General features: G+C 66.4%; 23 protein-coding genes. 15 read left to right on the top strand and 8 right to left on the bottom strand.

Going from position 1 to position 25,482, the window contains the following annotated elements; all coding sequences use genetic code 11:
* Positions 1-2: 2 nt before the first annotated feature.
* Positions 3-944, bottom strand: a complete 942-nt coding sequence (locus ABC304_RS08010) for a LysR family transcriptional regulator (RefSeq protein WP_412930071.1) — start codon at positions 942-944, stop codon at positions 3-5.
* 118 nt (positions 945-1,062) lie between these two features.
* On the opposite strand from ABC304_RS08010, the gene ABC304_RS08005 reads away from it, so the two are divergent.
* The 4 genes from ABC304_RS08005 to ABC304_RS07990 all read left to right on the top strand — a co-directional run bounded on the left by ABC304_RS08005 (position 1,063) and on the right by ABC304_RS07990 (position 4,723).
* Complete coding sequence (locus tag ABC304_RS08005) at positions 1,063-2,052, top strand: putative oxygenase MesX (protein ID WP_412930070.1); 990 nt, start codon at positions 1,063-1,065, stop codon at positions 2,050-2,052.
* A complete protein-coding gene (locus ABC304_RS08000; RefSeq protein ID WP_412930068.1) occupies positions 2,049-3,131 on the top strand; it encodes a methionine synthase in 1,083 nt (360 codons plus the stop codon). The genes ABC304_RS08005 and ABC304_RS08000 overlap by 4 nt, the downstream gene beginning before the upstream one ends.
* Positions 3,132-3,243: 112 nt before the next feature.
* The gene (locus tag ABC304_RS07995) at positions 3,244-3,426 is read left to right on the top strand and encodes an antitoxin (RefSeq protein WP_412930067.1); all 183 of its coding nucleotides are present in this window, start codon (positions 3,244-3,246) and stop codon (positions 3,424-3,426) included.
* Positions 3,427-3,676: 250 nt separating this feature from the next.
* Complete coding sequence (locus ABC304_RS07990) at positions 3,677-4,723, top strand: sodium:calcium antiporter (protein WP_412930066.1); 1,047 nt, start codon at positions 3,677-3,679, stop codon at positions 4,721-4,723.
* Between the two features lie 107 nt (positions 4,724-4,830).
* Here ABC304_RS07990 and aztD read toward each other — a convergent pair whose 3' ends face one another.
* From aztD to aztB, 4 genes are read right to left on the bottom strand one after another with little or no spacing between them, the layout of a single operon-like run.
* Positions 4,831-6,045: a zinc metallochaperone AztD gene (aztD, locus tag ABC304_RS07985; protein ID WP_412930065.1), complete on the bottom strand. Its 1,215-nt coding sequence runs from the start codon at positions 6,043-6,045 to the stop codon at positions 4,831-4,833.
* 37 nt (positions 6,046-6,082) lie between these two features.
* Entirely contained in the window at positions 6,083-6,991 is a 909-nt protein-coding gene (gene aztC / locus ABC304_RS07980; RefSeq protein ID WP_412932867.1) for a zinc ABC transporter substrate-binding protein AztC, read from the bottom strand.
* Between the two features lie 10 nt (positions 6,992-7,001).
* Positions 7,002-8,195: an ABC transporter gene (locus ABC304_RS07975; protein ID WP_412930064.1), complete on the bottom strand. Its 1,194-nt coding sequence runs from the start codon at positions 8,193-8,195 to the stop codon at positions 7,002-7,004.
* 49 nt (positions 8,196-8,244) lie between these two features.
* The gene (aztB, locus tag ABC304_RS07970) at positions 8,245-9,099 is read right to left on the bottom strand and encodes a zinc ABC transporter permease AztB (RefSeq protein WP_412930063.1); all 855 of its coding nucleotides are present in this window, start codon (positions 9,097-9,099) and stop codon (positions 8,245-8,247) included.
* Here aztB and aztA point away from each other — a divergent pair.
* A complete protein-coding gene (aztA, locus tag ABC304_RS07965) occupies positions 9,086-9,862 on the top strand; it encodes a zinc ABC transporter ATP-binding protein AztA (RefSeq protein WP_412930062.1) in 777 nt (258 codons plus the stop codon). The two genes, aztB and aztA, sit on opposite strands and share 14 nt — an antisense overlap.
* Before the next feature lie 411 nt (positions 9,863-10,273).
* On the opposite strand, the gene ABC304_RS07960 is transcribed toward aztA, so the two are convergent.
* The 3 genes from ABC304_RS07960 to ABC304_RS07950 all read right to left on the bottom strand — a co-directional run bounded on the left by ABC304_RS07960 (position 10,274) and on the right by ABC304_RS07950 (position 12,231).
* The gene (locus ABC304_RS07960) at positions 10,274-11,047 is read right to left on the bottom strand and encodes a COG4705 family protein (protein ID WP_412930061.1); all 774 of its coding nucleotides are present in this window, start codon (positions 11,045-11,047) and stop codon (positions 10,274-10,276) included.
* Positions 11,040-11,690 carry a VTT domain-containing protein gene (locus ABC304_RS07955; protein WP_412932866.1) on the bottom strand — a complete coding sequence of 217 codons (651 nt, stop codon included), beginning with the start codon at positions 11,688-11,690 and terminating at the stop codon, positions 11,040-11,042. Before ABC304_RS07955 ends, ABC304_RS07960 begins: the two co-directional genes overlap by 8 nt.
* 226 nt (positions 11,691-11,916) lie before the next feature.
* Positions 11,917-12,231, bottom strand: a complete 315-nt coding sequence (locus ABC304_RS07950; RefSeq protein ID WP_412930060.1) for a hypothetical protein — start codon at positions 12,229-12,231, stop codon at positions 11,917-11,919.
* A 188-nt stretch (positions 12,232-12,419) separates the two neighbouring features.
* Here ABC304_RS07950 and ABC304_RS07945 point away from each other — a divergent pair, with 188 nt between their 5' ends.
* The 10 genes from ABC304_RS07945 (at position 12,420) to ABC304_RS07900 (ending at position 25,453) form a co-directional block, all read left to right on the top strand.
* Positions 12,420-13,067 (top strand): phosphatase PAP2 family protein, encoded by a 648-nt coding sequence (locus ABC304_RS07945; RefSeq protein ID WP_412930059.1) that lies wholly within the window; start codon positions 12,420-12,422, stop codon positions 13,065-13,067.
* Between the two features lie 55 nt (positions 13,068-13,122).
* Positions 13,123-13,788, top strand: coding sequence for a response regulator transcription factor (locus ABC304_RS07940; protein WP_412930058.1), 666 nt, complete (start codon positions 13,123-13,125; stop codon positions 13,786-13,788).
* Positions 13,785-14,786 carry a sensor histidine kinase gene (locus ABC304_RS07935; RefSeq protein ID WP_412930057.1) on the top strand — a complete coding sequence of 334 codons (1,002 nt, stop codon included), beginning with the start codon at positions 13,785-13,787 and terminating at the stop codon, positions 14,784-14,786. The genes ABC304_RS07940 and ABC304_RS07935 overlap by 4 nt, the downstream gene beginning before the upstream one ends.
* A 557-nt stretch (positions 14,787-15,343) precedes the next feature.
* Positions 15,344-16,522, top strand: coding sequence for a COG4705 family protein (locus tag ABC304_RS07930; protein WP_412930056.1), 1,179 nt, complete (start codon positions 15,344-15,346; stop codon positions 16,520-16,522).
* A gap of 54 nt (positions 16,523-16,576) precedes the next feature.
* On the top strand, positions 16,577-17,824 hold the full coding sequence (locus tag ABC304_RS07925) for a glycosyltransferase (RefSeq protein WP_412930055.1): 1,248 nt from the start codon (positions 16,577-16,579) through the stop codon (positions 17,822-17,824).
* Positions 17,821-19,608, top strand: coding sequence for an ArnT family glycosyltransferase (locus ABC304_RS07920; RefSeq protein WP_412930054.1), 1,788 nt, complete (start codon positions 17,821-17,823; stop codon positions 19,606-19,608). The genes ABC304_RS07925 and ABC304_RS07920 overlap by 4 nt, the downstream gene beginning before the upstream one ends.
* Positions 19,605-22,148 (top strand): bifunctional lysylphosphatidylglycerol flippase/synthetase MprF, encoded by a 2,544-nt coding sequence (locus tag ABC304_RS07915; protein WP_412930053.1) that lies wholly within the window; start codon positions 19,605-19,607, stop codon positions 22,146-22,148. The genes ABC304_RS07920 and ABC304_RS07915 overlap by 4 nt, the downstream gene beginning before the upstream one ends.
* A gap of 565 nt (positions 22,149-22,713) precedes the next feature.
* On the top strand, positions 22,714-23,424 hold the full coding sequence (locus tag ABC304_RS07910) for a VIT1/CCC1 transporter family protein (RefSeq protein ID WP_412930052.1): 711 nt from the start codon (positions 22,714-22,716) through the stop codon (positions 23,422-23,424).
* Positions 23,424-24,104 carry a response regulator transcription factor gene (locus ABC304_RS07905; RefSeq protein WP_412930050.1) on the top strand — a complete coding sequence of 227 codons (681 nt, stop codon included), beginning with the start codon at positions 23,424-23,426 and terminating at the stop codon, positions 24,102-24,104. Before ABC304_RS07910 ends, ABC304_RS07905 begins: the two co-directional genes overlap by 1 nt.
* Positions 24,104-25,453 (top strand): sensor histidine kinase, encoded by a 1,350-nt coding sequence (locus ABC304_RS07900; RefSeq protein WP_412930049.1) that lies wholly within the window; start codon positions 24,104-24,106, stop codon positions 25,451-25,453. The genes ABC304_RS07905 and ABC304_RS07900 overlap by 1 nt, the downstream gene beginning before the upstream one ends.
* Positions 25,454-25,482 lie beyond the last annotated feature (29 nt).

The raw sequence follows: 25,482 nt of genomic DNA, 5'->3' as shown, positions 1-25,482 counted from the left end.
CCTCAGCCGATGAGCGCCACGCCGAATCCGGCGACCACGGCTCTGACCTCCTCGAGGTAGCGCTGCGCCTGATCCGTGAGGGGGATGGCAGCGTGGCCGATCCATCCGATCTCGATGCGCTCGTCGACGTCGAGCGGCACCGCCACGATCTCGGGGTCGAGGTCGTCGCTGATGATGCCCGTCGAGATCGTGTAGCCGTCGAGGCCGATCATGAGGTTGAAGATGGTGGCGCGGTCGGAGACGCGGATCTCCTGCCTGCTCGAGAGCGTCGAGAGGATCTCTTCCGCGAAGTAGAACGAGTTGTTCGCGCCCTGGTCGAAGGTCAGGCGCGGGAGGTCGGCGAGATCGTCCAGCGTCGCGCGCTTCCGTGACGCGAGCGGATTCCGGCGGGAGATGAAGATGTGCGGCTCCGCGAGGAAGAGGGGGTGGAAGGCGAGACCCGAGTCGCGAAGGAGCTTGTCGATGACGTTGCGGTTGAAGTCGTTGCGGTAGAGGATGCCCAGCTCACTGCGCAGGGTGCGGACGTCCTCGATGATGTCCCAGGTGCGTGTCTCCCGCAGCGAGAACTCGTAGTCGGCCGTGTCCGTCCCCTTGACCATGCGCACGAAGGCGTCGACGGCGAACGAGTAGTGCTGCGTCGACACTCCGAGCAGCCGCCGTGACGGCGGCCGGCCGAGGTAGCGCTGCTCGAGGAGAGCGACCTGCTCGACCACCTGTCGGGCGTAGCCGAGGAACTCCACCCCCTCGGCGGTGAGGGTGACGCCGCGGGCCGATCGGAGGAGCAGGGCGCGCCCGACGCGATTCTCGAGGTCCTTCATCGCGGCGGACATCGTCGGCTGCGCGATGAAGAGCAGATCGGCGGCCGCCGTGATGGACCCCTCGGCGGCGACCTCGATGAACGACTGGAGCTGCTGAAGGGTAATGCCGCTCGTTCGACGTGCCATAGGCAGATGCTATGGCATCCGATAGCGAACCCGAATTACCCGATGACTGCGCGCGGACCGCACGATGGGGGAACCAACTCGCCGGGCCTTCGGGGCCTCTGCATCCGGAAGGCACACCATGGTGACCGACGTCACGTTCCGCCTCACCACCACGCGCTTCGACGAGGACTACACGCCATCGTCGAACTCGCGTGCGACCACGAACTTCGCCAACCTCGCCCGTGGCGAAGACCGACGGCAGAACCTGCGGAACGCGCTCACGATGATCGATCACCGCTTCCACGAGCTCGCCGACGAGCCCACACGGGACAGGTACCGCGTCGAGCTCGACATCGTGTCGGTCGCCCTCCGCTTCGGCAGGGACGAGGATGGCGACGAGGATTTCCCCGCGCTGGAGATGCTCGAGGTCACCGTCGTCGACCGTCGGACGGGAGAACGGCGGCCGGGTATCGTCGGCAACAACTTCTCGTCGTACTTGCGCGACTACGACTTCAGCATCCGGCTGCCGGGGGCGGCCGCAGCCGCCGGCTGTCCTGTCGTGCCGGACGACTTCGGCGACCTGCACGGCCGGCTGTTCCAGCATTTCCTCGACTCCGAGGCCTACCGCGAGCGCTTCGCACTGCCGCCCGTGATCTGCATCAGCGTCTCGACGAGCAGGACGTACCACCGCACCGGATTCGCTCACCCCGTTCTGGGCATCGAGTACGCTCAGGACTCGTTCTCCCTCACCGACGCGTACTTCGGCAAGATGGGCCTGCAGGTGCGCTACTTCATGCCCCGCGGAAGCGCCGCGCCCCTCGCCTTCTATTTCCGCGGGGATCTGATCGCCGACTACGCCGACCTGCAGCTCATCGGCACGATCGCGACGATGGAGACCTTCCAGAAGATCTACCGGCCGGAGATCTACAACGCTCTCTCCCCCGCCGGCGACGTCTACCGGCCGAGTCTCGAGCACGAGGACTTCGCTCGGACGCAGGTCGACTACGACCGCGACGAGCGGAGCCGGCTCGCCGTCATCCAGGGGCGGTACGCCGAGGAGCATCTCATGAACCGCCATCGCGAGACGCTCGAGCAATGGGCCCGCGACGTCGTGGATGTCGTCCGATGAGCGTCGGCGAGGTCCGCCATTCGCCCGCACTGCTCCCCACCTCCATCGTCGGCAGCCTGCCCAAGCCGGCGTGGCTCGCACAGCCCGAGGTGCTGTGGTCGCCGTGGAAGCTCGAGGGCGCCGCGCTGGACGAGGGGCGGCAGGACGCCCTGCGCATCGCCGTCCAGGAGCAGCAGCGACGCGGAATCGACATCATCAGCGACGGCGAGCAGACCCGCCAGCACTTCGTCACGACGTTCATCGAGAACCTCGGCGGCGTGGACTTCGAGCAGCGCGAGACCGTCCGCATCCGCAACCGGTACGACGCGAGCGTCCCGACGGTCGTGGGCGCCGTGAGCAGGAAGCAGCCCGTGTTCGTGGAGGATGCCGCATTCCTCCGTCAGCAGACCGATCGGCCGATCAAGTGGGCACTGCCCGGGCCGATGACGATGATCGACACGCTGTACGACCGGCACTACCGGAGCCGCGAGAAGCTCGCCTGGGAGTTCGCGACCATCCTCAACCAGGAGGCGAGAGAGCTCGAGGCTGCGGGCGTCGACATCATCCAGTTCGACGAGCCCGCGTTCAACGTCTTCTTCGACGAGGTCAAAGACTGGGGCGTCGCGGCGCTGGAACGCGCGACGGAGGGGCTGCGCGCCGAGACCGCGGTGCACATCTGCTACGGATACGGCATCAAGGCGAACACCGACTGGAAGGCGACGCTGGGCTCGGAGTGGCGGCAGTACGAGGAGACGTTCCCGCTCCTGCAGAGCTCCTCGATCGACATCGTCTCCCTCGAAAGCCACCACTCCCGTGTACCGATGGAGCTGATCGAGCTCATCCGCGGCAAGAAAGTGATGCTCGGGGCCGTCGACGTGGCGAGCGACGACGTCGAGACGCCCGCGGAGGTCGCGGACACGCTGCGGCGCGCGCTGGAGTTCGTGGATGCGGACAAGCTCATCCCGAGCTCGAACTGCGGGATGGCACCGCTTCCGCGTGACGTGGCGTTCGGCAAGCTGAGCGCCCTGTCGGCCGGCGCGGAGATCCTTCGCGCGGAACTCGCCGATGCCGCACCGTCGCGCCTGCGGGGAGCTGCCTGACGGCCTTACTCCCGGCAGGTCGCGCTCACAACCCCCGAGGCGGACGCCCGCAGGACTGCTCACACTGATGACGCGCCGCGGGCCGCGGCGCTCGACAGACAGGAGCATTCTCATGGCAGACCTCGGAGGCCTCGGCGACAAGGCGAAGGATCTCGCAGGCGGCGAGAAGGGCGAGCAGGCGTCGGACGCCGCGATCGACAAGGCCGGCGACGCGGCGAGCTCAGCGACGGGCGGCAAATTCGACGACAAGATCGACGCCGGCGAAGACGCCGCCGACAGCAAGATCGGCGAGTAGAGCCGGTTCTATGCCCGGCGGGACGTCGACGTCTCGCCGGGCATCGCGGTTCGGGCAGGAAGATATTCACTCGCTCTCCACGCCGATGTACCGGCCACCTCGCATCGAGGCTGACGCCGTAGAGACGGCTGATCTTCAGACCGACATCGGATGCCTCGCCGCCCTCGGTCGCGGACGACGTCTGCTACACCCGCTGCGCCCGCGTGGCAAGAGGCATCGTCGACATAGACGCGGGCGCTCAAGTCGGATTGTGAACTCTCTGCCCCTGTTCCTGCTCGTTGTGATCTTCGCTGCTGCGGCGGGGGTGGTGTGGATCGCCGGCATCCAGCTGTCGAAGGCGACCGACGTGCTCGACGCCCGCTTGCACCTCGGCAGTGCGCTCGGCGGCCTCATCGTGCTTGCGGTCGCGACGAATCTGCCTGAGATCGCGATCACCGTATCGGCCGCAGTGTCGGGGAACCTCGAGGTCGCTGTCGGAAACATCCTCGGCGGGATCGCTCTGCAGACGGTCGTGCTGGTGATCCTCGACGCGTTCGGCAGACGGGGCCACGGAGTCAAGCCACTCACATATCGCGCGGCATCCCTCGCTCTCGTCCTCGAGGGGATCATCGTGGTCGCCGTTCTCGCGGTCGTCATCGCGGGCAGCCAGCTGCCTGACGGGCTCGACGTGCTGCGGGTGACCCCCGATGTCGCCCTCATCGCGGGCTTGTGGGTCGTCGGCCTGATCCTGGTGCAGCGTGCGGGCTCTCATCTGCCTTGGCACCAAGACGGCCGCGCGCCGGACGCGAGCTCGAAGGCGCAGGCGAAGGACCCGTCGAGGGCCATGAGTACAAAGCGGGCAGCACTCATCTTCTCCGCCTCAGCGCTGGCCACCCTGGTAGCTGGCGTCGTCCTCGAGAGAGCGGGCGAGGCGGCTTCGTCGCAGATCGGTCTCTCAGGCGTGCTGTTCGGCGCAACGGTGCTAGCGCTCGCAACGTCACTACCCGAGATCTCCACCGGCCTGCAGGCGATCCGGCAAGGAGACGACAACCTCGCCATCAGCGATATCTTCGGCGGGAACGCATTCCTTCCCGTGCTCTTCCTCGTGGCGACCGTCATCTCGGGTACCGCTGTGCTCCCCAGCGCGAATGCATCGGACATCTACCTGACGGCGCTGGCGGCGCTGCTCACCCTGGTGTACGTCGTCGGTCTCATCTTCCGCCCGCAGCGGCGGATCGCTGGAATGGGCATTGATTCCTTCATCGTCCTCGCGCTCTATGTGGTCGGTATTGCGGGCTTGTTCTCCATCTCCTCGTGAGCGCGCGGCCTCGCTCGGCCGGCATCCCTCTGCGCGCTCGTGAGAGGGACGGCCGGCGGTGCTCCGCCGGCCCTCCCTCTTCGTGCCTTCTGAAGGTCCACTTCCTGTCAGTGGGTGACGGCCATCTCGTTGGGAGTGACGGGGAGCGTTGCGCTCACGACGGTCTCGCCCGTGGTGAGGTCCACGGCGTGAATCATGTTCTTGCCCGGTTCGGTCACGTAGGCGATGTCGCCGCTGACCTTGATGGCCGGGTGCGCGTCCTGCCAGTCCGCCGGGCCCTCCCATGCGTCGATGACGGGGAAGGCGTCGGTGAAGGCACCCTGCTCGAGGTCGAACACGTGAATGGCGCCGTCGGAAGCGATGATGTAGCCGAGATCTTCCGGCCCCCGCGCGAGGTCGCGGAAGGTGTACTCGGCACCCTCCGGCATGTCGACGACGGTGTGCGTCTTTGCTGCGGTGTCAATGAGGGCCACACTGTGGAGCAGGTAGCCCTCGGCGTCGCGGTCGTCCTTGTAGTCGCCGAGCACGAGCGGGCTCGTCTCGCTCACGAAGATGTTCCCCATGCGACCGTACGGCTGGTCCTCCGCGTCGACCTTGGTGATCTCGCCGTCGTCGAAGATCAGTGCGCCATCGTCGCAGCCGAAGACCACGACCTCGTCCTGAGCGGCGCCTTCACCATGGACGCCCAGGCAATCCGCATTCTCGGCGATGGTCTCGCCAGAGGGGTCCCTCACGACGATGCCGGTGCGTCCATCCGCGTTCCCGACGGTCGTCACGAAGCTTCCGTCCTCGAGGACGATTGACACGCCGTGGTGCGCCTCGACGCCGGGGACGACCTCGGTCTCGGGCATATCACCGTGGGATGTCAGCAGTGCATCGGTGTCGAAGATGGTCGAGTCGCTCGTTCCGTCGGCGTAGAGCACGGTCTTGCCACCGTGGGTGACGACGTGACCTGCCTTGTCGGCCTCGAACACCAGGTCGGTCAGGACCGGTTCGTCGGAGGTGGTGCCGGCGTCGAGGACCTGGAACCCCTCGCTGGTGGTGACCATGATGTGACGCCCGTCACCGGCGGAGTTGAGGCGAGTGAACTCTTCGGAGTCGACGTCGCCGACCACGTCGAGGGTCTCGCCGTCGAGGACGACGATGCCGCCCGGGTACGAGAGAGCGACGCGAGTGCCGGTCTCGTCCATGGACGCCGGGGCGGAGTCGGCGGGGCCCGGTGCGGCCGTGCCCGAGCCTTGACCGGAGCAGGCGGCCAGACCGACGGTCGCGCCGACCGCCAGTACGAGCATGCCCGCGCGGCGGAGGGGAGAAGTGTGCATGTGATTCCTCATTTCCTTCGTGGTGGAGACGTGTCGCTCAGGGCGACAAGCCCATGGCGATGCGCTCGGTGTTCACGCGCATCATGGTCAGGTAGGTCGGTGCGCCCCCGGCGGAGTCGGTGAGCGATTCGGTGAAGAGTTCGGTCACGGCCACGTCGAGGTCCGCCTCCTGCGCGAGCGCCTGGACGAGTCGGTCGGGTTGCGAGGACTCGGCGAAGATCGTGCGGACACCCGCCTCGTCGATGGCGGAGACGAGGCCTGCGAGGTCGCTCGCGCTGGGGGCGGCGAGGGTCGTGCCTCCGGGGATGACCGCTCCGACGACGCGAAAATGGAACCGTTCGGCGAGGTAGCCGAACACGTGGTGGTTGGTCACGAGCGCGCGACGTTCGGACGGGATGACGGTGAAGGCGGCCGACATGTCCGCGTCCAACTCTTGTAGCGCGATCCGGTAGTCGGCTGAACGAGATGCCACTGTGGAGGCGTCGACCCCGTTTATGGCTTCGAGCGCAGGGACGAGCGCGTCCACGACGGCGATGGTCTGTGCCGGGTCGGTCCAGAAGTGCGGGTCGTCGGCTCTGCCGGCATCGGTGGAGGTGTAGGGCAGGACCTCGACGACATCACCCGCGACGAAGGTCGCCACCCCCTCGTCCGCCGCGGCGTCGAGGTGCTGCTGGAGTCGTTCCTCGAGCCCCAGACCGTTCGACACGACGAGGTCGGCTGATCGCATCCGCGCCGCCTCGGACGCGGAGATCTCGAACGAGTGGGGGTCGGCGCCCGGGCGCATGAGCGTGATGACCTCGACGTCGTCGCCGACGAGGTTCGACACGACATCACCGAGGATGTTCGTCGACACCACGACGAGCGGTCGTTCGTCGGGTCGGGGGGTGCATCCGGAGAGCATGCCCGCACCGACGGCGAGGGCAGCCGCAGCGGCGGCGGCGCGCAGAGTGTGCACGTCAGCGTCCCGCCTCGGCGAGGTGCAACGGCGTGTGAGCGGTCGTGAACTCGCGAGCCACGCGTGCGCCGTCCACGAAGTCGATCTCCCACAGCCGCTGCTCGGCGGGCCCGTTGAGATATGCACGCTGCTGATCGGCGATCAGCGCCACAGGCAGGCGCGCGGCGAGACTGTCTCCGACGAGCGGGGCGGATGCCGCGCGCACCGCGCCGCTGTCGCCGTCGAGCACCAGGACACGACCGTCGGGCGTCAAACCCAAGACATTCGTGTCGGCGTCGGCAACAGCGGTGACCTGCACGAGCGGTTCAGGGGCGGGGATCAAGGTCCATGACCGCGCGCGCGTGTCGAGCATCCAGATGCCGTCGGTGCCGGCCAGTGCTGCCACCCCGGGCCGACCCTCACGATTGGAGAACTCCGTGGCCCGGCGTGCCGTTGCATCGTCCGGATACGGCATCTGCTCGATGACGGGCTTCTCATCTTCGACGTGGATGAGAAGTGCGCCGTCGTCGCACCCGATGACGGCGCCCACCCGGGTGGTGATCGTTCCCTCAGGGGCGACACAGCCGACCGAGTCTCCGACCTGCTCGCCGTCCGCGGTGTGGAGCGTGACGTCACCGCCCGATGCCACAGCGGCGAGTGAGCCTGCGGGAACGACGAGTCCCGCCCCAGGCTGACGCTTTAGGCGGAACAGCTCCTTCACATCACCGCGGGACAATGCAACCGTGTCCAGCAGTACGGCCTCCCCCGACTCGGGGAAGAAGAGGCCCGTTCCGCCAGTCGTCGAAGAGTTGGACGACGCGACGGTTGCGACACCTTTGCCGTCGACGTCACCGAGGATCTTCGCCTCGGCGCGGTAGTAGTGGAAGTGGTCGACGTGGTCCCAGGTCCAGACGCCACTGTCGACGATCGAGACGCCGGCGCTGTCGGCAGCGAAAAGGTAGCGACCGTCGGAATGCATCGCCTCCGGGGCGCGGACGGTCCCGATCTTGGCCGTGCTCTCGTCCAGCAGGTCGAGGTGGAAAACCCGCCCCTCGGGATCGATCGAGGTGAGCCCCAGTGCCGGCTCCGCCAGTTCGGCTGCGCCGACGATCTCACCATGGGTGTCGGCCGTGGCTTCAGAGTTCGAGGGCGGGTCGCTGTGCCCGCTGGCGCAGCCGGTCAGCGCGACGAGCAGAAGCGCGGACGTGCGGGACACGAGACGGGGACGAGAGAGGGACGAGGAGTAAGGCACGAGGACTTTCCAATCAGGCCGAAACGGTCGCGGAAGAGAACACACGGCGGCGCACGGTGTCGCGCACGGAGCGCACGCCCCAGGAGATGCCGGCGCCCAGAATGGCGCTGACGGCGATCGTCGCGCCGGCGGCGGTGGCGGCGTGCCACGACACCAGCAGCCCGACGGCCACGGCGGCGGCCCCGATGACGGCGGCGAGCAGCATCGTCGTCGGGATGCGTTCCGTCCACTGGCGAGCGGCGACAGCGGGCGCCACGAGCAGTCCGACGACGAGCAGAGATCCGACTGCCTGGTACGACGCCACAACGGCGAGGGTCACGAGCCCGACGAGAACAACTCGTGCGACTCGTGGGCCCAAGCCGAGGACCCGGGCGACACGCTCATCGATTGCGAGCGCGACGAGGCCTCTGTGTGACGCGGTGGCCGCTGTGACACCGATCAGCACGGCGATACCCAACACGACGAGGTCGCCGGAGTCGATGGCGAGGATGTCGCCGAACAGGATGGCCGTGGCGTCGGTCGCGAAGCTGCCGGCGTGCGAAATGACGATGACACCCAGTGCCAGCATCCCGACGAAAAGCAGTCCGATGCTCGTGTCATACGACAATTTCGCGCGCCGCTGCACCACCCCGATGCCCAGGCTCATCGCCACGGCGCTGGCGGCGGCCCCGAGCAGGACGGGTAGCCCCAACACCGTGGCGAGCGCGACGCCGGGAAGCATGCCGTGGGCCAGCGCCTCACCGAGGAACGCCATGCCGCGCACGATGACCCAGGTGCCGGCGATGGCGCACAGGATCGCGACGAGGACGCCGCCGAGCAGGGCGCGCTGCACGAACTCAGGAGCGAAGGGATCTGTGAGCCAGGACACGCTGCAAGAACATACCGAACTGAGAATGATTATCAAATTCAACAGCGCCTATGGTGGAAGGATGCCCGAGCCTTCCTCCACGATGTTCGCCGCCTCTCTCCGCGGCGTCAGCGTCGATTACGCCGGCATCATCGCCGTGGACGCGGTCGATCTCGACGTCGCGGCCGCTGCCCTCACCGTCATCGTCGGCGCGAACGGCGCCGGCAAGTCGACGGTCCTCGAGGTGCTCGCCGGAGCTCGGGCTCCGTCGACCGGAACAGTGACCATCTCAGGAGTTGCTCGCGCATTCGTCCCCCAACGCTCAGTCGTGTCGGATCGATTGCCCCTCACCGTCCGCGACGTCGTCACCGTCGGGGTATGGGGTCGTCTCGGGCACTTTCGTCGCGTTTCTCGACATGACCGTGCTGTGATCGACGATGCCCTTGAGCGGTTGGGCATCACGGATCTCGCGTCACTGCCGTTCTTCTCGCTCTCCGGCGGTCAGCGCCAGCGTGCCCTTCTTGCGCAGGGCCTGGCTCGCGGCGCGGACCTTCTGCTCCTGGACGAGCCCACGACGGGCTTGGACGCCGGCAGCGCCCGGTTGATCAGGGCCGCGATCGCCGGTCAGGTGCGGTGCGGCGTCGCGGTCGTCTGCGTCAGTCATGATGAACGCCTCATCTCTGATGCGGACGAGGTCATCCGGATGTCTCGCGGGCGCCTGGTGAAGAACACACACGCAGAGGACCTCGATGGGCCGCCACGGCCTCGACCTGCGGACTGGTGAAGACAACCGGCTCGCCGGGAGAACAGAAAAGCCCCGGCGGACCGGGGCTTGATCTCTGTAGCGGGAGCGGGGCTTGAACCCGCGACCTCACGATTATGAGTCCTGACCAGGCATAATCAGCGCCACATGGTGCCGATCGAGAAGGACCGAAACTGCGGAAGAACAGCGATCAGCGGTCAGTTCTCCCAGGTTCGATCACCCTCGTTCGCGATCGATTGTGGGCAAAATGTGGGCACGCCGAGGCGTCACTGACCATCGTCGCGTCCGAAGTGCCCGGCCGTCGTCTCGCATAGGCGGCCCTCGTCGAAACTAGGTGCGGTCACCCTGCACGACTGTGACCTTGTTCGCTAAGCGGCGGTCTACTTTCGTCGTTCCGTGTCGCGTGCGGGGAGGGTCAGTCGCCTCTTCGGGTCAGAGCGCCAGGCTCGTCCTGTCAGCCCGTGCATGCCGCCGGGTGAGGACCGCGACGCAGGCGATGATCGCGGCAGTGAGTAGCAGGCTCACCGGACCTGTCCCGACGCCGATGCCGCCGCGTTCCGGGCCGACGCCCACCCAGTCAGCGAAGGACGCGCCGAGCGGGCGGGTGAGGATGTACGTGGTCCAGAAGGCGGCGATCGCGTTGGCGTGGAAGACCCGGTACGCGAGGGCGGGGATGCAGATCAGCCCGAGGAAGAGCATCCCGGAGCCGAGGTAGCCGAGGCCGAGCACATGGGCGACCCAGTCGCCCGCCGCGGTGCCGAGCGCGAAGGTCGTGAGCACGGTGGCCCAGTAGAACCCCTCCCGTCGGGCGGTGTTGATGGAGTGGATGGAGAGGGTGCGTTCTGTGCGGTGCCAGACGAGGAACACGAGGGCGAGGGCGAGCGCGAAGCCCGCGGTCGACACCTCGTAGGGAACCTCGAACTGCACGTGCACGACATCGGCGGCCATTGTTCCGAACACGCTGACCAGCACGACGGTGAGCCAGTACACCCACGGCACGTACCGCTGGGTGCGGAACTGGAGGACGAGGGCGCCGGCGAGCAGGATAAATGCGATCGCGACGCCGACGACTGGCTCGATGGTGGTGACGACGAAGTCGGAGGTGGTTTCGCCCATCCCGGTCGTGAGGATCTTGGTCAGCCAGAACAGCGCCGTGACCTCGGGTACCTTGCTGCGCACCGCCGGGAAACGTCCGAGGTCACCCACCATCGGCCCCTGGAGCGACGCCTGACTCCCGTCCACGTCGGTCGGCGCGTCGTTCGCGGATCACGGCGATCGCGATCGGGATGACGGAGACGACGACGATGCCCACAGCGATGAGGTCGATGTTGTCGGCGACCGCCGGAATTCTGCCGAGGAAGAAGCCGGCTGCGCTGAGCAGCACCGCCCAGGCGACGCCGCCGATGGCGTTCCAGAGCAGGAAGCGGCGATACGGCATATTCGACATGCCGACCACCGGGGGGAGGAACGTGCGGACCACCGGCACGAATCGTGCGAGCACCAACGACTGCGCCCCGTGCTTTGCGAAGAACACGTCAGCTTGCTGGAGGTAGCGGGCTTTGAAGATGCGCGCGTTGGGGGTGAACAGGCGCCGCCCGAATCGGCGGCCAATGCCGTACCCGACTGTGTCGCCGAGGATCGCGGCGACGGCGACACCGGCGACGAGGAGCGGCAGAGGCAGGCCCAGCGAGCCGGCGAGGAGCGCGGCGGTGAAGATCAGCGAGTCGCCGGGAAGGAAGGGGAACAGCAGCCCCGTCTCGATGAAGATGATGCCCATGACCACCAGCAGAACCCAGGGTCCCGATCCCTGGAGAAGGCCGGTGGGGTCCAGGAGACCCCCAGATTGCATCAGCACGAATGCCCTTTCGATAGGCACAGCCGTTTCGGGGACCGAGCGGTCACCCAGGCGTGAAGGTTCACACAGATTGTTATGAGTTGAAGGAGGGGGTGACAGGAGCGCTTGTGCGGCCTACCGGGCAAACCGGGGGGATATTGGCCGGGCGCAGCTGACGCGCCGTGCGGGGGCCACGGCGCGTCAGCTGGATCCAGGGGGTGGTTTACTCAGAGTGGGTCGCTCAGGGGGTGGGTGCGGGGGTGGCGTCGTCGGCGGTCTCGCCGTCGTTGGTGCCGTCCTCGATTCCCTGGTCGTCCGCGGTCTCCGTGTCGGTGTCGGCCGCGCCGGTGTCGTCGGCGGTCTCGGTGTCCGGGGCGCCGTTGTCGTCCGCGGTCTCCACGTCCGTGTCCGCCGCGGGGGTGCTGACGGAGGTGGAAGCCGGGGCCGGGGTGGCCGCCTGTGCGGGCAGTGCCAGAGCGACGCCGCCGACGGTGGCCAGCAGCAGGGCTGTGGCCCCCACTCCGGAGGTGACCATGATCTTCTTCTTGGAACGCATGATGTGTCCTTTCCGTGGTTTGGGTCCTACAACCAGAAGGATCTCTGCCGGGTTGTAAGAAGCCACCCAGAATTGGGGTCAGCGACGATCAGTCAGGGAACTCATAGTTTCTGAGTGGCTTCTTAGCGTGCGCTCGGGATCGTGTGGAGATGCGTTCCCTGAAAACTCCTGTAGCCGGATGGTCGGCTGTGAACGTGGTCGAAGTCGTCCTTGTTGCCCTGGTGGGGCTGGTGGTGTCCGGTTCACCGGGATGGACCGCGCTTGAGTCGCAGGTGGTGGTCGCGGTGAACGCCGCCCACGGGTGGCCGTTGGATGCGGTCGCGACGGGACTGAACTTCCTGTTCGGTCCGCTGTGCGCCGGCCTGATCGCGGTGCTGGTTGTGGCCTGGGCGGGGTTTCTCGCCCGGTCGTGGAAGACATCCTTGCGGGTTGCGTTGATGATCGGGGTGCCGGTGGCGTTGGCGGATGTGATCAAAGTCATCGTCCACCGCGCTCGACCCGATGCGGGTCTGCTCACGCACCCGATCGGGGTGGATCCGACCACGTTCAGCTACCCCAGCGGTCACACCGCGTTCGCGGCGGCGTTGATGATGACGATCGTGGTGTTTTCCGTACCCTCCGCCCGTGCGATGGTCGCGGTGGGTGGGGTGGCCGTCGTTGTGGTCACCGCCTGGTCGCGCATGTACCTGGGCGTGCACTATCCCACCGACGTGTTGGCGTCGATCCTGCTGGTACCGATCGCCGTGGTCGCTGTCTACGAGATCACCGCCCGCGTGCCGTTGTTCGGTGCCACCCGCGGGGCGCTGCAGCACGAGTCTGTGAAGGACGCATCGTGAAAACCCTGCGAACGCCGGGGCCGACACGCGCGACAATCGTGGGAGGGGGTGCGTGATGGGTGAGACCAGGCCTCGGCTTCTGCTGGTGGAAGATGACCCGCAGCTGGGCCCGATCATGGCGCGCGTGCTGGACGAGGTGTACGAGGTGACGTTGATTCCTGACGGCCGGGCCGGCTTGGACGCCGCGCAGGAAGATCCGTTCGATGTGATGGTTGTTGATCGGCGGCTGCCGTCCATGGATGGCATCTCGATCGTGGAGTCGCTGCGCTCGTCGGGTGCGACCACACCCCTGCTGATCCTCACCGCGCTCGGCACCGTCCAGGACAAGGTGCGCGGGCTGGATGCCGGCGCGAACGACTATCTGGTGAAACCGTTCGAGTTCGATGAACTGTTCGCCAGGCTCCGCGCGATCCGGCGTGTGGGAACCGGGGAGGGGCCGTTCGTGCGCATCGGCGGGTGGGAGTTCTACCCTGACTCCCGTGCCGTGTACTCGCCCTATGACGGGCGCACGATTCTCACCGACCGGGAGACGGAACTGTTGAAACTGTTTGCCGTGAACCCGCAGCGCACGTTCAGCCGCGCCGACATCCTCCGCGCCGTGTTCTCCGCCGACGACACCCCCGGCACCGTGGACACGTACGTCCATTACCTGCGACGCAAGACCGATCCGGACATCGTCACGACCGTCCGCGGCCGCGGATACCGGCTGGGCATGCTGTGACACCCACCCGCGGAACCTCCGACCCGGACGCCCTTCTCGTCCGCAACGCCGCACGCCGCGTCGGGCTCTCCATCACCCTCGGCGTCACGGTCCTGGTCGTCGCCGTGCTCATCGCAGCCCTGGCAGTCGTGTTCACGCAGATCCCCCCGGGCGACCTGTTCAGCCCGGGAACCCACGAGACCGTCGTGGACATCGGCGGCCTGGACCTGATCGTGTGGGGTGTGGTGATCGGACTGGCAGCGGTTCTGCTCGCCGGGACGCTCAGCGTGTTCGTCACACGCCGAGCCGTCGCTCCGCTCGTTGACGCGCTACGCCGTCAACGACGGTTCGTCGCGGACGCCTCGCACGAGCTCCGCACCCCCCTCGCGATCGTGGACGCGCGGATCCAGGTCCTCGCCCGCGAACTCCCCACCGGCCACCCCCAACAGGAGCTGGTCGCCGAGCTCCGCAACGACTCTCGGGCACTGAACGCCGTGGTCTCCGACCTTCTCGATTCCATCGACATCTCGCCGGACGGCCCCGTCACACCCCTCCGGGTGGGCCCCGCCGTTCAGTCCGCCGTCGCCGCGATGCGGGCCCTCGCCCGCGATCGCGACGTGACCATCAGCACCGTCGCCGTATCAGCGGATCTGGCCGTCGCCGTTCCGGAGACCAGCCTGCACCGCTGTCTTGTGTCGCTGCTGGATAACGCCGTGAAACACTCACCACCCGGCCGCAGCGTTGGAGTGACCGCGTTCATGCAGCGTGGGGCGGTGCTGATCAGCGTCGCCGACCAGGGCCATGGGATTCAGGGCATCAGCCCGGACCGCATCTTCGACCGGTTCGCCCGATCCGCCAACGCCGTCGACGGCGGCGGGAGCGCCCGCACCGGATTCGGCATCGGACTCTCCCTCGTGCAGGACACCGTCCACCGGTACGGGGGCGCCGCGTTCGTGACCACGACCTCCGCGGAGGGCACCACCATCACCCTCCGCTTCCCCCGCGCCGCCCTCACCTGACACGCCCCGCCAACCCGCCACTCTCCGTCACGCCCGACGCACACACGGTTCCCTTCCCGGGTGCAATGGACAGATGGGGACGCCGCCGCGGGTCCCGCAGCCGGGGCTTACCTCTGACGAGTCCGCTCGTTCCGCGCGGCAGCTGACGGTGGCGAGAGCTTGCGTCGCCGGCTTCGGCATCAGTTCGTTCTGGCGGCAGGTGTCGTCATCGCCCGTTGGGCAGCGTTCCTCCGAATCCTCCGCGGCGCATCCCCGACCGCTCGCTCCACAGCCCGCCCCGCCCGGCCGCGTTCCACCAGACCACGGCGGCGGTCCGCGGTTGCCGAAGAGCCATCGATCTACTCACCGACGTGTGTGGCGTGTGCCCCACCGGTGAGGGCGTGTTTCCTACGCAGCGGTGGTTCCACGGCAGGACAACAGCGGGCAATACACTGCGCCCGGGATTCTGAGTGGGTTCTTAGCGACTCCTCCATACCGTCTCGCCTGTGACCACTTCGACGAAGACGCCGCCCGCTCTGACTGGCCGCGAGATGCTCAGCAAGGTTCCCGAGATCACGGTGTGGTTCTGGGTGATCAAGATCTTGTGCACGACAGTTGGTGAAAGCTTCGCCGACTGGATCAACATGACCCTCGGCGTCGGACTCGAGCTCACGTCGGTCTTGTTCACCGTCATCCTTGCCGGTGTCCTCACCTGGCAGTTGACGCTGCGGCGGTACGTGCCCTTCGTCTACTGGCTCACCGTCGTTGTCGTCAGCGTCGCCGGCACCCTCTACACCGACATTCTCACTGACGACCTCGGCGTGCCGCTCGCTGCGAGCACCACCGTGTTCGCTCTCATCCTTGGTGTCGTGTTCGCAATCTGGTGGTACAGCCAGCGCACTCTTTCGATCCACAGCATCACCACCCGGCGCCGCGAGCTGTTCTACTGGCTTGCCATCCTCACCACCTTCGCGTTGGGGACCGCCTCGGGCGACTGGATCCTCGAGCTCACCGGCTGGAGCCCGGGAATCTCTGTTCTCCTGCCAGCGGGACTTATCATCGCCGTCGTTATCGGATGGCGTCTCGGCGCGAACGCTGTGCTCTCGTTCTGGCTGGCGTACATCCTCACCCGCCCCCTCGGCGCGAACCTCGGCGACTGGCTCGGTTTCCCCGCCAGCGACGGCGGCCTGGGGCTGGGCGTCGGACTCACCAGCATCATCTTCCTCACCGCCATCCTCGCCACCGTCATCTACCTCAGCGTCACCCGTGCCGACACCGTCGAAAACCGACGTGAAGGCGCGCGCATCACCACCACACCGCAGCGCGAACGGGTGATGATCGGCTACTTCCTCGGCGTCGCGGCGATCGCTGCCGGCCTGCTCGTGTGGGCCGCCGCGCAACCCCACAGCACCGCTGCTGCCAGCGAAGAAGGTCCCGCCACGGCCGTCACCCTCGCTCCTGGCCAAACCGCCACCCAGAACTTCCCGGCCAGCAACATCACGGCGTACGAGGTGATCGTGCAGGACACGCTCGCCCGGGTACAGGCGGGTGACCAGGCAGGCGCGGTCGCTCGTGTGGCAGATCTGGAAAAAGCGTGGGACGCCGATCAGCCCACCCTCGAACCCCTCGACGGTACCGGGTGGAGTGTCATCGACGGGCAGATCGACGCTGTCCTCACATCGGTGCGTGCAACCTCACCAGACCCCGCCGCCCAGACCACCGCCCTCAGCACACTCCTGGCGACGCTGACACCCTGACCGTCGCCGACGCCAACACCTCATCGGACGAAACAGACAGGACGGAACCCTGAGATGGACTGGACACATCCGCCGGTGCTGGAAGTGGTCGTGCCCGTATACAACGAGGAGGAGGTGCTCGCCGAATCGATCGGAACTCTGCATCGCTTCCTGAGCGCCACCATGTCGCAGTCGTGGGTCATCACTATCGCCGACAACGCAAGCAACGACGCCACCCCCCGCATCGGGGCTCGCCTTCACGCCACCATGGCCCATGTTCAGTACCTGCGCCTTGACACCAAGGGTCGCGGTCATGCTCTGAAGGTCGCGTGGCTGCGGTCTCCGGCAACAGTGCTGGCTTACGTTGATGTGGACCTGTCCACCGACCTTCGGGCCCTTCCACCCCTGATCGCGCCGCTCCTGTCCGGGCACTCGGATATCGCGATCGGCACCCGGATGGCCCGGTCCTCCCGGGTGATCCGTGGAACGAAACGTGAGGTGATCTCACGCGCCTACAACCTGCTTCTGCGCCAAACGATGGGGGTGGAGTTCTCCGACGCCCAGTGCGGTTTCAAAGCGATACGAGGAGACGTTGCCCGCACCGTCCTCCCGCACATCATCGATACCGGATGGTTCTTCGACACCGAGATGCTGGTGATCGCCGAACGGGCAGGACTACGCATCCACGAGGTGCCCGTGGATTGGGTCGATGACGAACGCAGCAGCGTCGACATTCTCGTCACGGCTACGCAGGACGTGCGTGGGCTTCTCCGCGTCACACGGGACCTCGGCACAGGACGCATTCCCATCCCCGCGATTTACGCTGAGCTCGGTCGCAAGCCCCTGCGCCCCGCCGCTCGGCCGACCTTTGTCGGACAAGTACTGAGATTCATCCTCGTGGGGGTGCTTTCCACTGTCGCGTTCGCTGTCCTGTACCTCGCATTCAGTCAGGTCCTCGCCCCACAGCAAGCCAACTTCGCCGCGCTCCTCATCACCGCCATCGCCAACACCGCCGCGAACCGCTCCTTCACCTTCCGGGTCCGAGGCCCTCACCACCGCACCCGGCATCATCTGCAAGGGATCGCCGTATTCGGATTGGCCTGGGTGATGACATCCGGTGCGCTCGTCGGTCTCCACACGGTGGCACCCGACGCCAGTGCGTGGGTGGAACTGAGCGTCCTGACCGCAGCCAACCTGATCGCGACCATGATGCGTTTCGTCCTTCTCCGGGTCTGGGTGTTCGCGCACGCTTCGACAACACAGGTTGTCACCGCCCCCGAAGAACATCCCCTTCTCGTCACCACACCCTCCGCGCACCCATGACGATGCAGACGCGACACCGGCGAACCGACCTCCTCGCCTACGCCGTTCTTGCTGCTCTTGCCGGCGGAATGTATCTGTGGGGTATCGGGTCAACCGGATGGGCCAACGCCTTCTACTCCGCGGCCGCGCAGGCAGGCTCCACGAACTGGGTCGCCTTCTTCTACGGGTCTTCCGACCCGGGAAACCTCATCACCGTCGACAAGCCACCCGCCAGCCTCTGGCTGATGGCACTGTCGGTACGGCTGCTAGGTCTCAGCCCTCTCGCGGTCCTTCTCCCGGAAGCGCTTCTGGGCATCGGCACCGTCCTGACCGTGTACGCAACGATCCGACTATTGGATCGCCCCGCGGTGGCGTTCTTCGCCTCCACCACCGCGGCCCTCACCCCGGCAGCAGCGCTCATCTTCCGGTACAACAACCCGGATGCCCTGCTCACCTTCCTCCTTGCGCTCACTCTTTACGCCACGGTGCGGGCCGTGCGCACCGATCGTGCCGTCTGGTTCGCGATCGTGGGTATTACGTTCGGGGCGGGGTTCCTCACCAAGCAGCTGCAAGCGTTCCTGATCCTCCCGGCCGTGATCGCCGTCATGTTCTGGGCGGGGAAAGGCAGCTTCCTCCGCCGTCTCAGACATGTCGCGGTCACCGCCATGTTCCTGGCCGCATCCGCGGGATGGTGGGTGCTGGTCGTCCTGGTCACACCACCCGCGGACCGTCCCTGGATCGGGGGCAGCGCCGATAACAACTTCCTCACCCTCACGTGGGGATACAACGGGCTCGGCCGCATTCTGGGGGGAAGCGGAAACGGAACAAGCGCGGACGGCCCCGGGATTGATCGACTGTTCGTGGGAGCATCCGGGCAGCTTGTGGGATGGATCCTGCCCGCCGCGCTCGTCCTGGCCGCCAGCGCCGCCGCGTTGTTCAGGAAGTCGTGGCGCCACCCCGATGTCCGGGTCGCGGCGCTTGTGCTGTTCGCCGGATGCACCCTATCGACGGTCGCGGGACTCAGCTTCATGCGGGGCATATACCACGCGTACTACACGGTGGCGCTCGTTCCCCCGTTGGCCTGCACGCTCGCACTTTCCGTCAGCATGCTGTGGGGCGACCGGCACCGTCTGCGGAGCCGTCTCATCCTGTCCACCGTCCTGTTCGGCTCCGCCGTGTGGGCGGCGATCCTCCTCGTCGGGGACCAGCTCGCTCTCGCCCCCTGGGCGGCGGTCATCATCCTTCTCGGCATGACCACGGCGGCCGCGATCATGTTTCCCCTCCGGCCGGCCCCGTTCCCGCAGCTTCTCGCGGTCGGGGCGGTCAGCCTCTTGATCGGCCCCCTGCTCATGTCTCTCACCATCGCCGGAAGCCCGCACGCAGGAGCTAACGCGGGAGCCGTGGCCCCCACCAGCTCTGATGCCTCTCTCACGTACCACATCGACACCGACATGCGCGCGGCGCTGCAAACGGATGCTGCGAACTACCGATGGGCGGCCGCCACCAGCTTCGGATCCACCACAGCGGCGAAATATCAGCTCAGTAGCGGCACATCGATCATGCCGATCGGCGGCTACAAGCGGAGCGACCCCGTGCCCACACTCGAACAGTTCCAGTCCCTCGTCACCAACGGAGAAATCCACTGGTACCTCGGAAACGACCAGAGTCGCATCGGAGCGTGGGTACGCACCCACTTCCGCCCCCGAACGATCGGAACCGACATCCTCTACGACCTCACCGCTCCGCTGAACGCATCACCGGTCGCCTCACCGCCCGCTCCCACCCGAACAGGGGTACTGCGATGACTGCGCACATGCGGGGCACCGCGGTGGCGGCCGCGCTCGTTTCCAGAAACTGGGTGCGCCGGCACCCCGCGACCCTTGTCCTCGCCGGCGCGGTGACCATATTCAGCATCATCGGGACGATTCTTCCGGGATGGGACGGTTCCCTCCCATCCACCAGCACCCCGTCGATCTTCGATCCCGCCCACTGGACCGCCACTCTCACCTCGCTGTTCACCGTCGCCAGCCCCTGGGGGCTTCTGATCCTTCTGCCGTTCCTGTTGTTCACCATCGGCGCCGCCGAAACAACCTTCGGCAGTATCCGAACACTCAGCAGTTACGTCGCCGGTGGCATCCTTGCTTCGGTGGCCGGCGTCGGGGTCGGTCAACTCGCGGAGCTGTATCTCGACTTCCTCCCTCTCACCCCCCCACGCGTCGACAGCCTGTCGCCGCTTGCCGCCACACTCTGCACATGCGTTGCGGCGAGCTCTTTCGCCACCGCCTTGTGGCGTCGACGGATCCGGCTCCTCGCCACCCTCGCCGCTGTCACCATCTACCTGTACGCGGGCGGGTCGAACGATCTGTTCTCGCTGCTCGCCGTCCCCATCGGGATTCTCCTCGGCTCCGTGCTGGGTGGCAGAAAACCCGGATTGCGGCTGGTCCGCAGCTCCCACCATGAAAAGCGTGTGCTGCTCGCCGCGCTCACCTTCGTCACGGCCGTCGGGCCGGTCGTTGCGACGTTCGCTGGAACGGGCGCAGGGCTGCTGTCCGTGTACGGGCTTCTCTCCAACGACCCGGTCATGGTGATCAACGGTCAGGTCTGCGCGTACGGTTCTCCCACCGCACCGTGCCCTGTAGGGGTGACCCCGGCCGACGTCCTTCAACCAGCGGCAGGGCTCATCGCTCTTCTTCCCGTCGGAGTCGCTGTCCTCGCGGCATGGGGCATTCTCCGCGGGCGACGCGCGGCCTTGTGGATCGCCGTGGCGCTCAACGGACTGCTCTTCATCGGGATGCTGTACTACTGCTCCGTCATTCAAGTCGACACGCTAAAAGCGATCGCGCAGAGCCAGGACACCGAAGCGCGGGAGTACGCCTCGCAGACGGTCGTCGGAGGTGTCGTCGGCGCCATCGTCCCTTTGGTCGTGCTCGTCGTGCTCATCGTGTTCCGCAAAGAGGTTCGTGCCACCTCGACCGTCACAGCGCGAACCGCTTTCCTCATCACGGCCGTTGCCGCCGTTTCCGGCGCCTCAGCCATCGCCTTCGTGGGTGCGCTCCTTGTAGCTGACGGTTATGTGCCGGTCGTTTCGGTGAGCACTACTCTGATCGGACTGCCACTTCGGCTGCTCCCACCGACGCTGCTTCCTTCGGACGTCTTGGGATACCTGCCATCCTCGGCGTGGGCGCAGGCATGCTGGTATCTGCCGTCTCTGCTTCTCTGGTCGACACTGCTGGCTGCTACCGGACGGCTGCTGTTCGCTCCCAGCGCCGTTCAAGGTGCGGCCGATCGTTTTCGCGCACGCTCGCTCCTGGAAGCGGGCGGGGGAGACAGTCTGTCCTTCATGACCACGTGGACAGGTAACCGGTACTGGTTCTCCGCAAACCGTGATGCTGCCTTCGCCTTCCGCGCCCACGGTGCCATCGCCGTCACCATTGGGGGAGCCTTCGGACGCGACAGGAACCACCCGGACGTGGTGCACGAGTTCGTGGAGTTCTGCGGAGAACACGGGTGGACACCCGTGTTCTACAGCGTGGACACCCCGCATGCGCCGGCATACGAGCAGCTCGGCTGGCAGCGACTTCCCGTGGCGGAGGAAGCGACGCTTGATCCCCAACTGTGGAACACGTCAGGGAAGCGACGGCAGGACATCCGCACCGCCGGAAATCGCGCCGCACGCGAGAACGTGACCGCGAAGTGGGCAAGCTGGAAAGAGCTCACACGGACAGAACACACGCAGATCCGTGAGATTTCCGAGGGATGGGTGGCAGACAAGCGGCTACCTGAAATGGAGTTCACCCTCGGAGGGGTAGACGAGATCCTCGACCCGGCCGTACGGATCATGCTCGCCACCGATCACACCGGCCGGGTACAAGCAGTCACGAGCTGGCTGCCGATCTACGGCGAAGAAGGCGCCATCAACGGTTACACCCTGGATCTCATGCGCCGCCGAACCGACGCGATGAACGGCGTCATGGAGTTCGTGATCGGCGCCGCAGCCGACCACATGCGGATCCTCGGACTTGCCCGCATGAGCCTCTCAGGGTCACCTCTGGCATCCACACTCCCGTCCGACACGGGAGGGGCCGAGGTACTCACCCGACTCCTCACGCGGCTCGGGGACCTCATCGAACCGGGATACGGGTTCCGGTCTCTGCTGAGCTTCAAACGCAAGTTCCAGCCTGATTTCGTGACGCTCTGGGTCCTGTACCCGGACGCGGCCATGCTGCCCGCTGTCGCGGTAGCGATCGCGCGTTGCTACCTTCCCCACCTCACGCTTACCGAAGCGGCCCGGATGGCCGGAGACACACTGCGTAACTCCCGCACAACTGCCGCCAGAGCGGTGTAACCACCCCCGACACACTGGACAAACCCTCACCTACACACCGCCATCGCCGTCCGCGGAAGCGGGACTTCCCACATCGGTGGCCCTCGCGGGCGCGCTGTCGACTATCGCGCAGTTGCCGTGCGACAACATGACCGGCTATGACCCCATCACGCCGGACACCCCACCCTGCTCACGTCCGGTGAGCAGGGCGGGGGCGACCGCCCTCACCGCCGACGTCGAAACAGCGTGGATCAGGAAGCCCTCCGGCGCCTCTCGACGGCACGGGCTGGAGATCATGGTCCGTTCGGCAGCGTCGCACTTCCGGTAGTGGTCGAGCATTCCCGATGAGGTTGCAGTATCGCGGATGTGGGCGGTGAAACAGTGGGACCATCGAGAGGCGTCTGTTCGGGAGACCCGCTCGTTGATCGGACGCATCATTCGAGGATCATTGTTTCACCGCGGTCATCAGGAGGAGCTGCAATGGCACGATCAGGTACACCGTCATCGTGAGTGGAGCTGGTTCCCTCTTTGCGAGAGTCCTTGAAGCGCGTGACGTGTGCCGGTGCGCCAGCGGAAGACCCGTCCGGTGAGCGGCGGGCATCCGGGCGAACCGCACGATGCCGCCATCGCGGGCAGGTTGAATTGGTTGCGAGCCGGCGTCCTCGGCGCGAACGACGGGATCGTTTCGATCGCTGCGATCGTGGTCGGTGTTGCCGGGGCCACGGCGTCGCTGCCTGCGATCGCGACCGCCGGCATCGCGGGGTTGGTGGGCGGCGCGATCTCGATGGCGCTTGGTGAGTATGTGTCGGTGAGCAGTCAACGCGACAGCCAACGCGCCCTGATCGGAAAGGAGATTCAGGAACTCCACACAAGCCCGGATGACGAGTTGACAGAACTCGCCGGGATCTACCGGTCGAAAGGTTTGTCGGAGGCGACGGCGTTGACGGTAGCGAAAGAACTCACCGCGTACGATGCGCTGGCCGCTCATCTGGACGCCGAGCTCAACATCACCGAGGACACCGTCGTCAGCCCGTGGCAGGCAGCGGGAGCATCGGCTCTCGCGTTTTTCGTCGGTGCGATCCTTCCGCTGGTGGCGATCCTGCTTCCCCCGGAGGGGTGGCGGGTTCCGGTGACTTTCGCTGCTGTTCTCCTCGCCCTGGCTCTTACCGGGTCCGTCAGCGCACGGATCGGTGGGAGTAGTGTCGCGCGCGCCACCGCCCGCGTTGTGATCGGCGGGGCGCTTGCTCTCGCAGCGACTTTCGCTGTGGGAACCCTTTTGGGTACCCGTTTGGGCTGATGATGACACGCATTCTTCTCGTTGAGGACGACGTACAGATGGGCGCTCTGGTCGCGGCAGGACTCCGCGACGAGGGCTATGACGTCACATTGGTCGAGAACGGGATCGACGCGCTCGTTGCAGCCGCGACCGTGGAGTTCGGTGCCGCGGCGGTCGATGTGATGCTCCCTGAAATGTCCGGGTTCGAAATCTGCCGGCACCTTCGCGCTCGGGGCAGCACGTTGCCCGTCCTGCTGCTCACCGCTCGGGACTCCGTAGACGATCGAGTCCACGGGTTGGATTCCGGGGCGGATGACTATCTGATCAAACCTTTCGCGTTCGCGGAGCTCAGCGCCCGTATACGGGCTCTGGTCCGCCGCGACTCGGCAACCCCGAAACCGACCCTGCGAATCGGACGACTCGAGCTGGACTCGGCAACCGTGCGCGCATCGTTCAACGGGTCGACTCTGCCCCTGAGTATCAAAGAGTTCGCGCTGTTGCGCTTTTTCGCGACCCATCTGGGCGCCGTGGTCACACGGGAAGAAATCCTGGACGACGTGTGGGGAACACGACACCACATCGACCGGACTGTTGTTGACCAGTACGTGAGCTACCTTCGCCGCAAGCTGGATCCCATTGACTCCGGAGTGCGGATCGCGACCGTTCGCGGGAGCGGGTACGTGTTCGAGGTGAAGCCCTGATGCGGCGGCTGACGATTCGCGCCCGCATCACCATCGGCAGTGTGCTGGTCGCTGCCGTACTCATCGCCATCGCACTTATCATCGTCCGCAGCGAACTTCGGACAGTCCTAGCTGATGCTGACGCGGCACTCGCGCAAGGCGACCTGCAATCGTTTGAAGCGGACATCGCCTCAAACCCCACCGCCGAAGTCGATAACCCCGGCGCTGGCGTCCTCGTGTACGCGCGCAGCCCTGACGGTCGAGTCGAAGTGGATTCCCTCCCACGCGACATATCGACCCTCGTCACGAATCGGCCGGCAGGGGCCGAGCAGTTCCCCGTCACCGACGCAACGGGACGCCACTACATCGTGATAGGCCAGGACGTGCCCACCAGCTCCGGCACCTGGGCGCTGTGGTCCGCCCGGAGCACCTCTTCCAGTGAGCTTGCGGTCGATGGACTGGACCGCGTGCTGATCCTCGGCGGCGTCCTCCTGCTCGCAGGGTTCGGGGCCGCGTCGTGGGTGCTCGCCACAGTGACCCTCCGCCCGGTCGCGCGCATGCGGAAGGCTGCGGTGGAGCTGGGAAACACGTTGGAGGGTGAACTGCCTGTCGGTCGTGCCCGCGACGAGATCGCAGCCCTCGCGACAACCCTTAATGAACTGCTGACCCGGCTGCGGACGTCCGCGACCCGCGAGAAACAGATGATCTCCGACGCCGCACACGAGCTCCGAACCCCGTTGGCCTCACTCACCACGCAGCTCGAACTCGCCTGCGGCGACACCGGCGACGCGACCGCGCTCGAGACGCATCTGCGCGGGGCCGAGGCCTCCGCGGCCCGGCTGGCGGCACTGGCAACCAACCTGCTCGAATTGAACCGCCTCGAGACCGAGAACGGGCGCGAACCCACCTCATCCAGCCATGCACTTACTGTAGAGCTGATGGGCGCGGTAGACCGAGCCAGAATGCTCGGACTGCGACGGTCTGTGACGGTGAGCCTCCAACTACCCGGAGCCGACTCCTCGCACCAGTACCGCATCGATCCTCGCTCTTTCGGCCGAGTACTCGACAACCTCCTTCACAATGCGGTCACTGCTGTGACCACCGGAGGGACAGTCGAGGCGGCGTTGACGTTCACCCTCGAAGGAGCGGACCTCACCGTCACGGACGATGGTCCCGGTATGCCACCGGAGTTCCTCGACAAGGCGTTCGAGCGCTTCAGCCGCCCGGATGCGGGACGGTCCGCCGACGCCGGAGGCAGCGGACTGGGCCTCGCCCTCGTGCACGCTATCGTCGTCTCCGCAGCCGGCAGCGTGACGCTGGAGAATCAGGCACCTGGATTCGCTGTGACCGTGCACCTGCCGAAGATGTGAACTCTCACACCGCAGGGGCCCGCTTCCCG

Source organism: Microbacterium jepli (assembly GCF_047237905.1).
Lineage (GTDB): Bacteria > Actinomycetota > Actinomycetes > Actinomycetales > Microbacteriaceae > Microbacterium.
The sequence above is the reverse complement of the archived record's forward strand: the minus strand, read 5'-3'. Positions and strand labels throughout refer to the sequence as shown.

Coding starts and splice junctions, on each gene's coding strand:
- ABC304_RS07915 (WP_412930053.1), top strand. CDS start 19,605: ATGACTGCGCACATGCGGGGCACCGCGGTGGCGGCCGCGCTCGTTTCC.
- ABC304_RS07940 (WP_412930058.1), top strand. CDS start 13,123: ATGGGTGAGACCAGGCCTCGGCTTCTGCTGGTGGAAGATGACCCGCAG.
- ABC304_RS07925 (WP_412930055.1), top strand. CDS start 16,577: ATGGACTGGACACATCCGCCGGTGCTGGAAGTGGTCGTGCCCGTATAC.
- ABC304_RS08000 (WP_412930068.1), top strand. CDS start 2,049: ATGAGCGTCGGCGAGGTCCGCCATTCGCCCGCACTGCTCCCCACCTCC.
- ABC304_RS07900 (WP_412930049.1), top strand. CDS start 24,104: ATGCGGCGGCTGACGATTCGCGCCCGCATCACCATCGGCAGTGTGCTG.
- ABC304_RS07920 (WP_412930054.1), top strand. CDS start 17,821: ATGACGATGCAGACGCGACACCGGCGAACCGACCTCCTCGCCTACGCC.
- ABC304_RS08010 (WP_412930071.1), bottom strand. CDS start 944: ATGGCACGTCGAACGAGCGGCATTACCCTTCAGCAGCTCCAGTCGTTC.
- ABC304_RS07905 (WP_412930050.1), top strand. CDS start 23,424: ATGATGACACGCATTCTTCTCGTTGAGGACGACGTACAGATGGGCGCT.
- ABC304_RS07955 (WP_412932866.1), bottom strand. CDS start 11,690: ATGCAATCTGGGGGTCTCCTGGACCCCACCGGCCTTCTCCAGGGATCG.
- ABC304_RS07995 (WP_412930067.1), top strand. CDS start 3,244: ATGGCAGACCTCGGAGGCCTCGGCGACAAGGCGAAGGATCTCGCAGGC.
- ABC304_RS08005 (WP_412930070.1), top strand. CDS start 1,063: ATGGTGACCGACGTCACGTTCCGCCTCACCACCACGCGCTTCGACGAG.
- ABC304_RS07950 (WP_412930060.1), bottom strand. CDS start 12,231: ATGCGTTCCAAGAAGAAGATCATGGTCACCTCCGGAGTGGGGGCCACA.
- aztD (WP_412930065.1), bottom strand. CDS start 6,045: ATGCACACTTCTCCCCTCCGCCGCGCGGGCATGCTCGTACTGGCGGTC.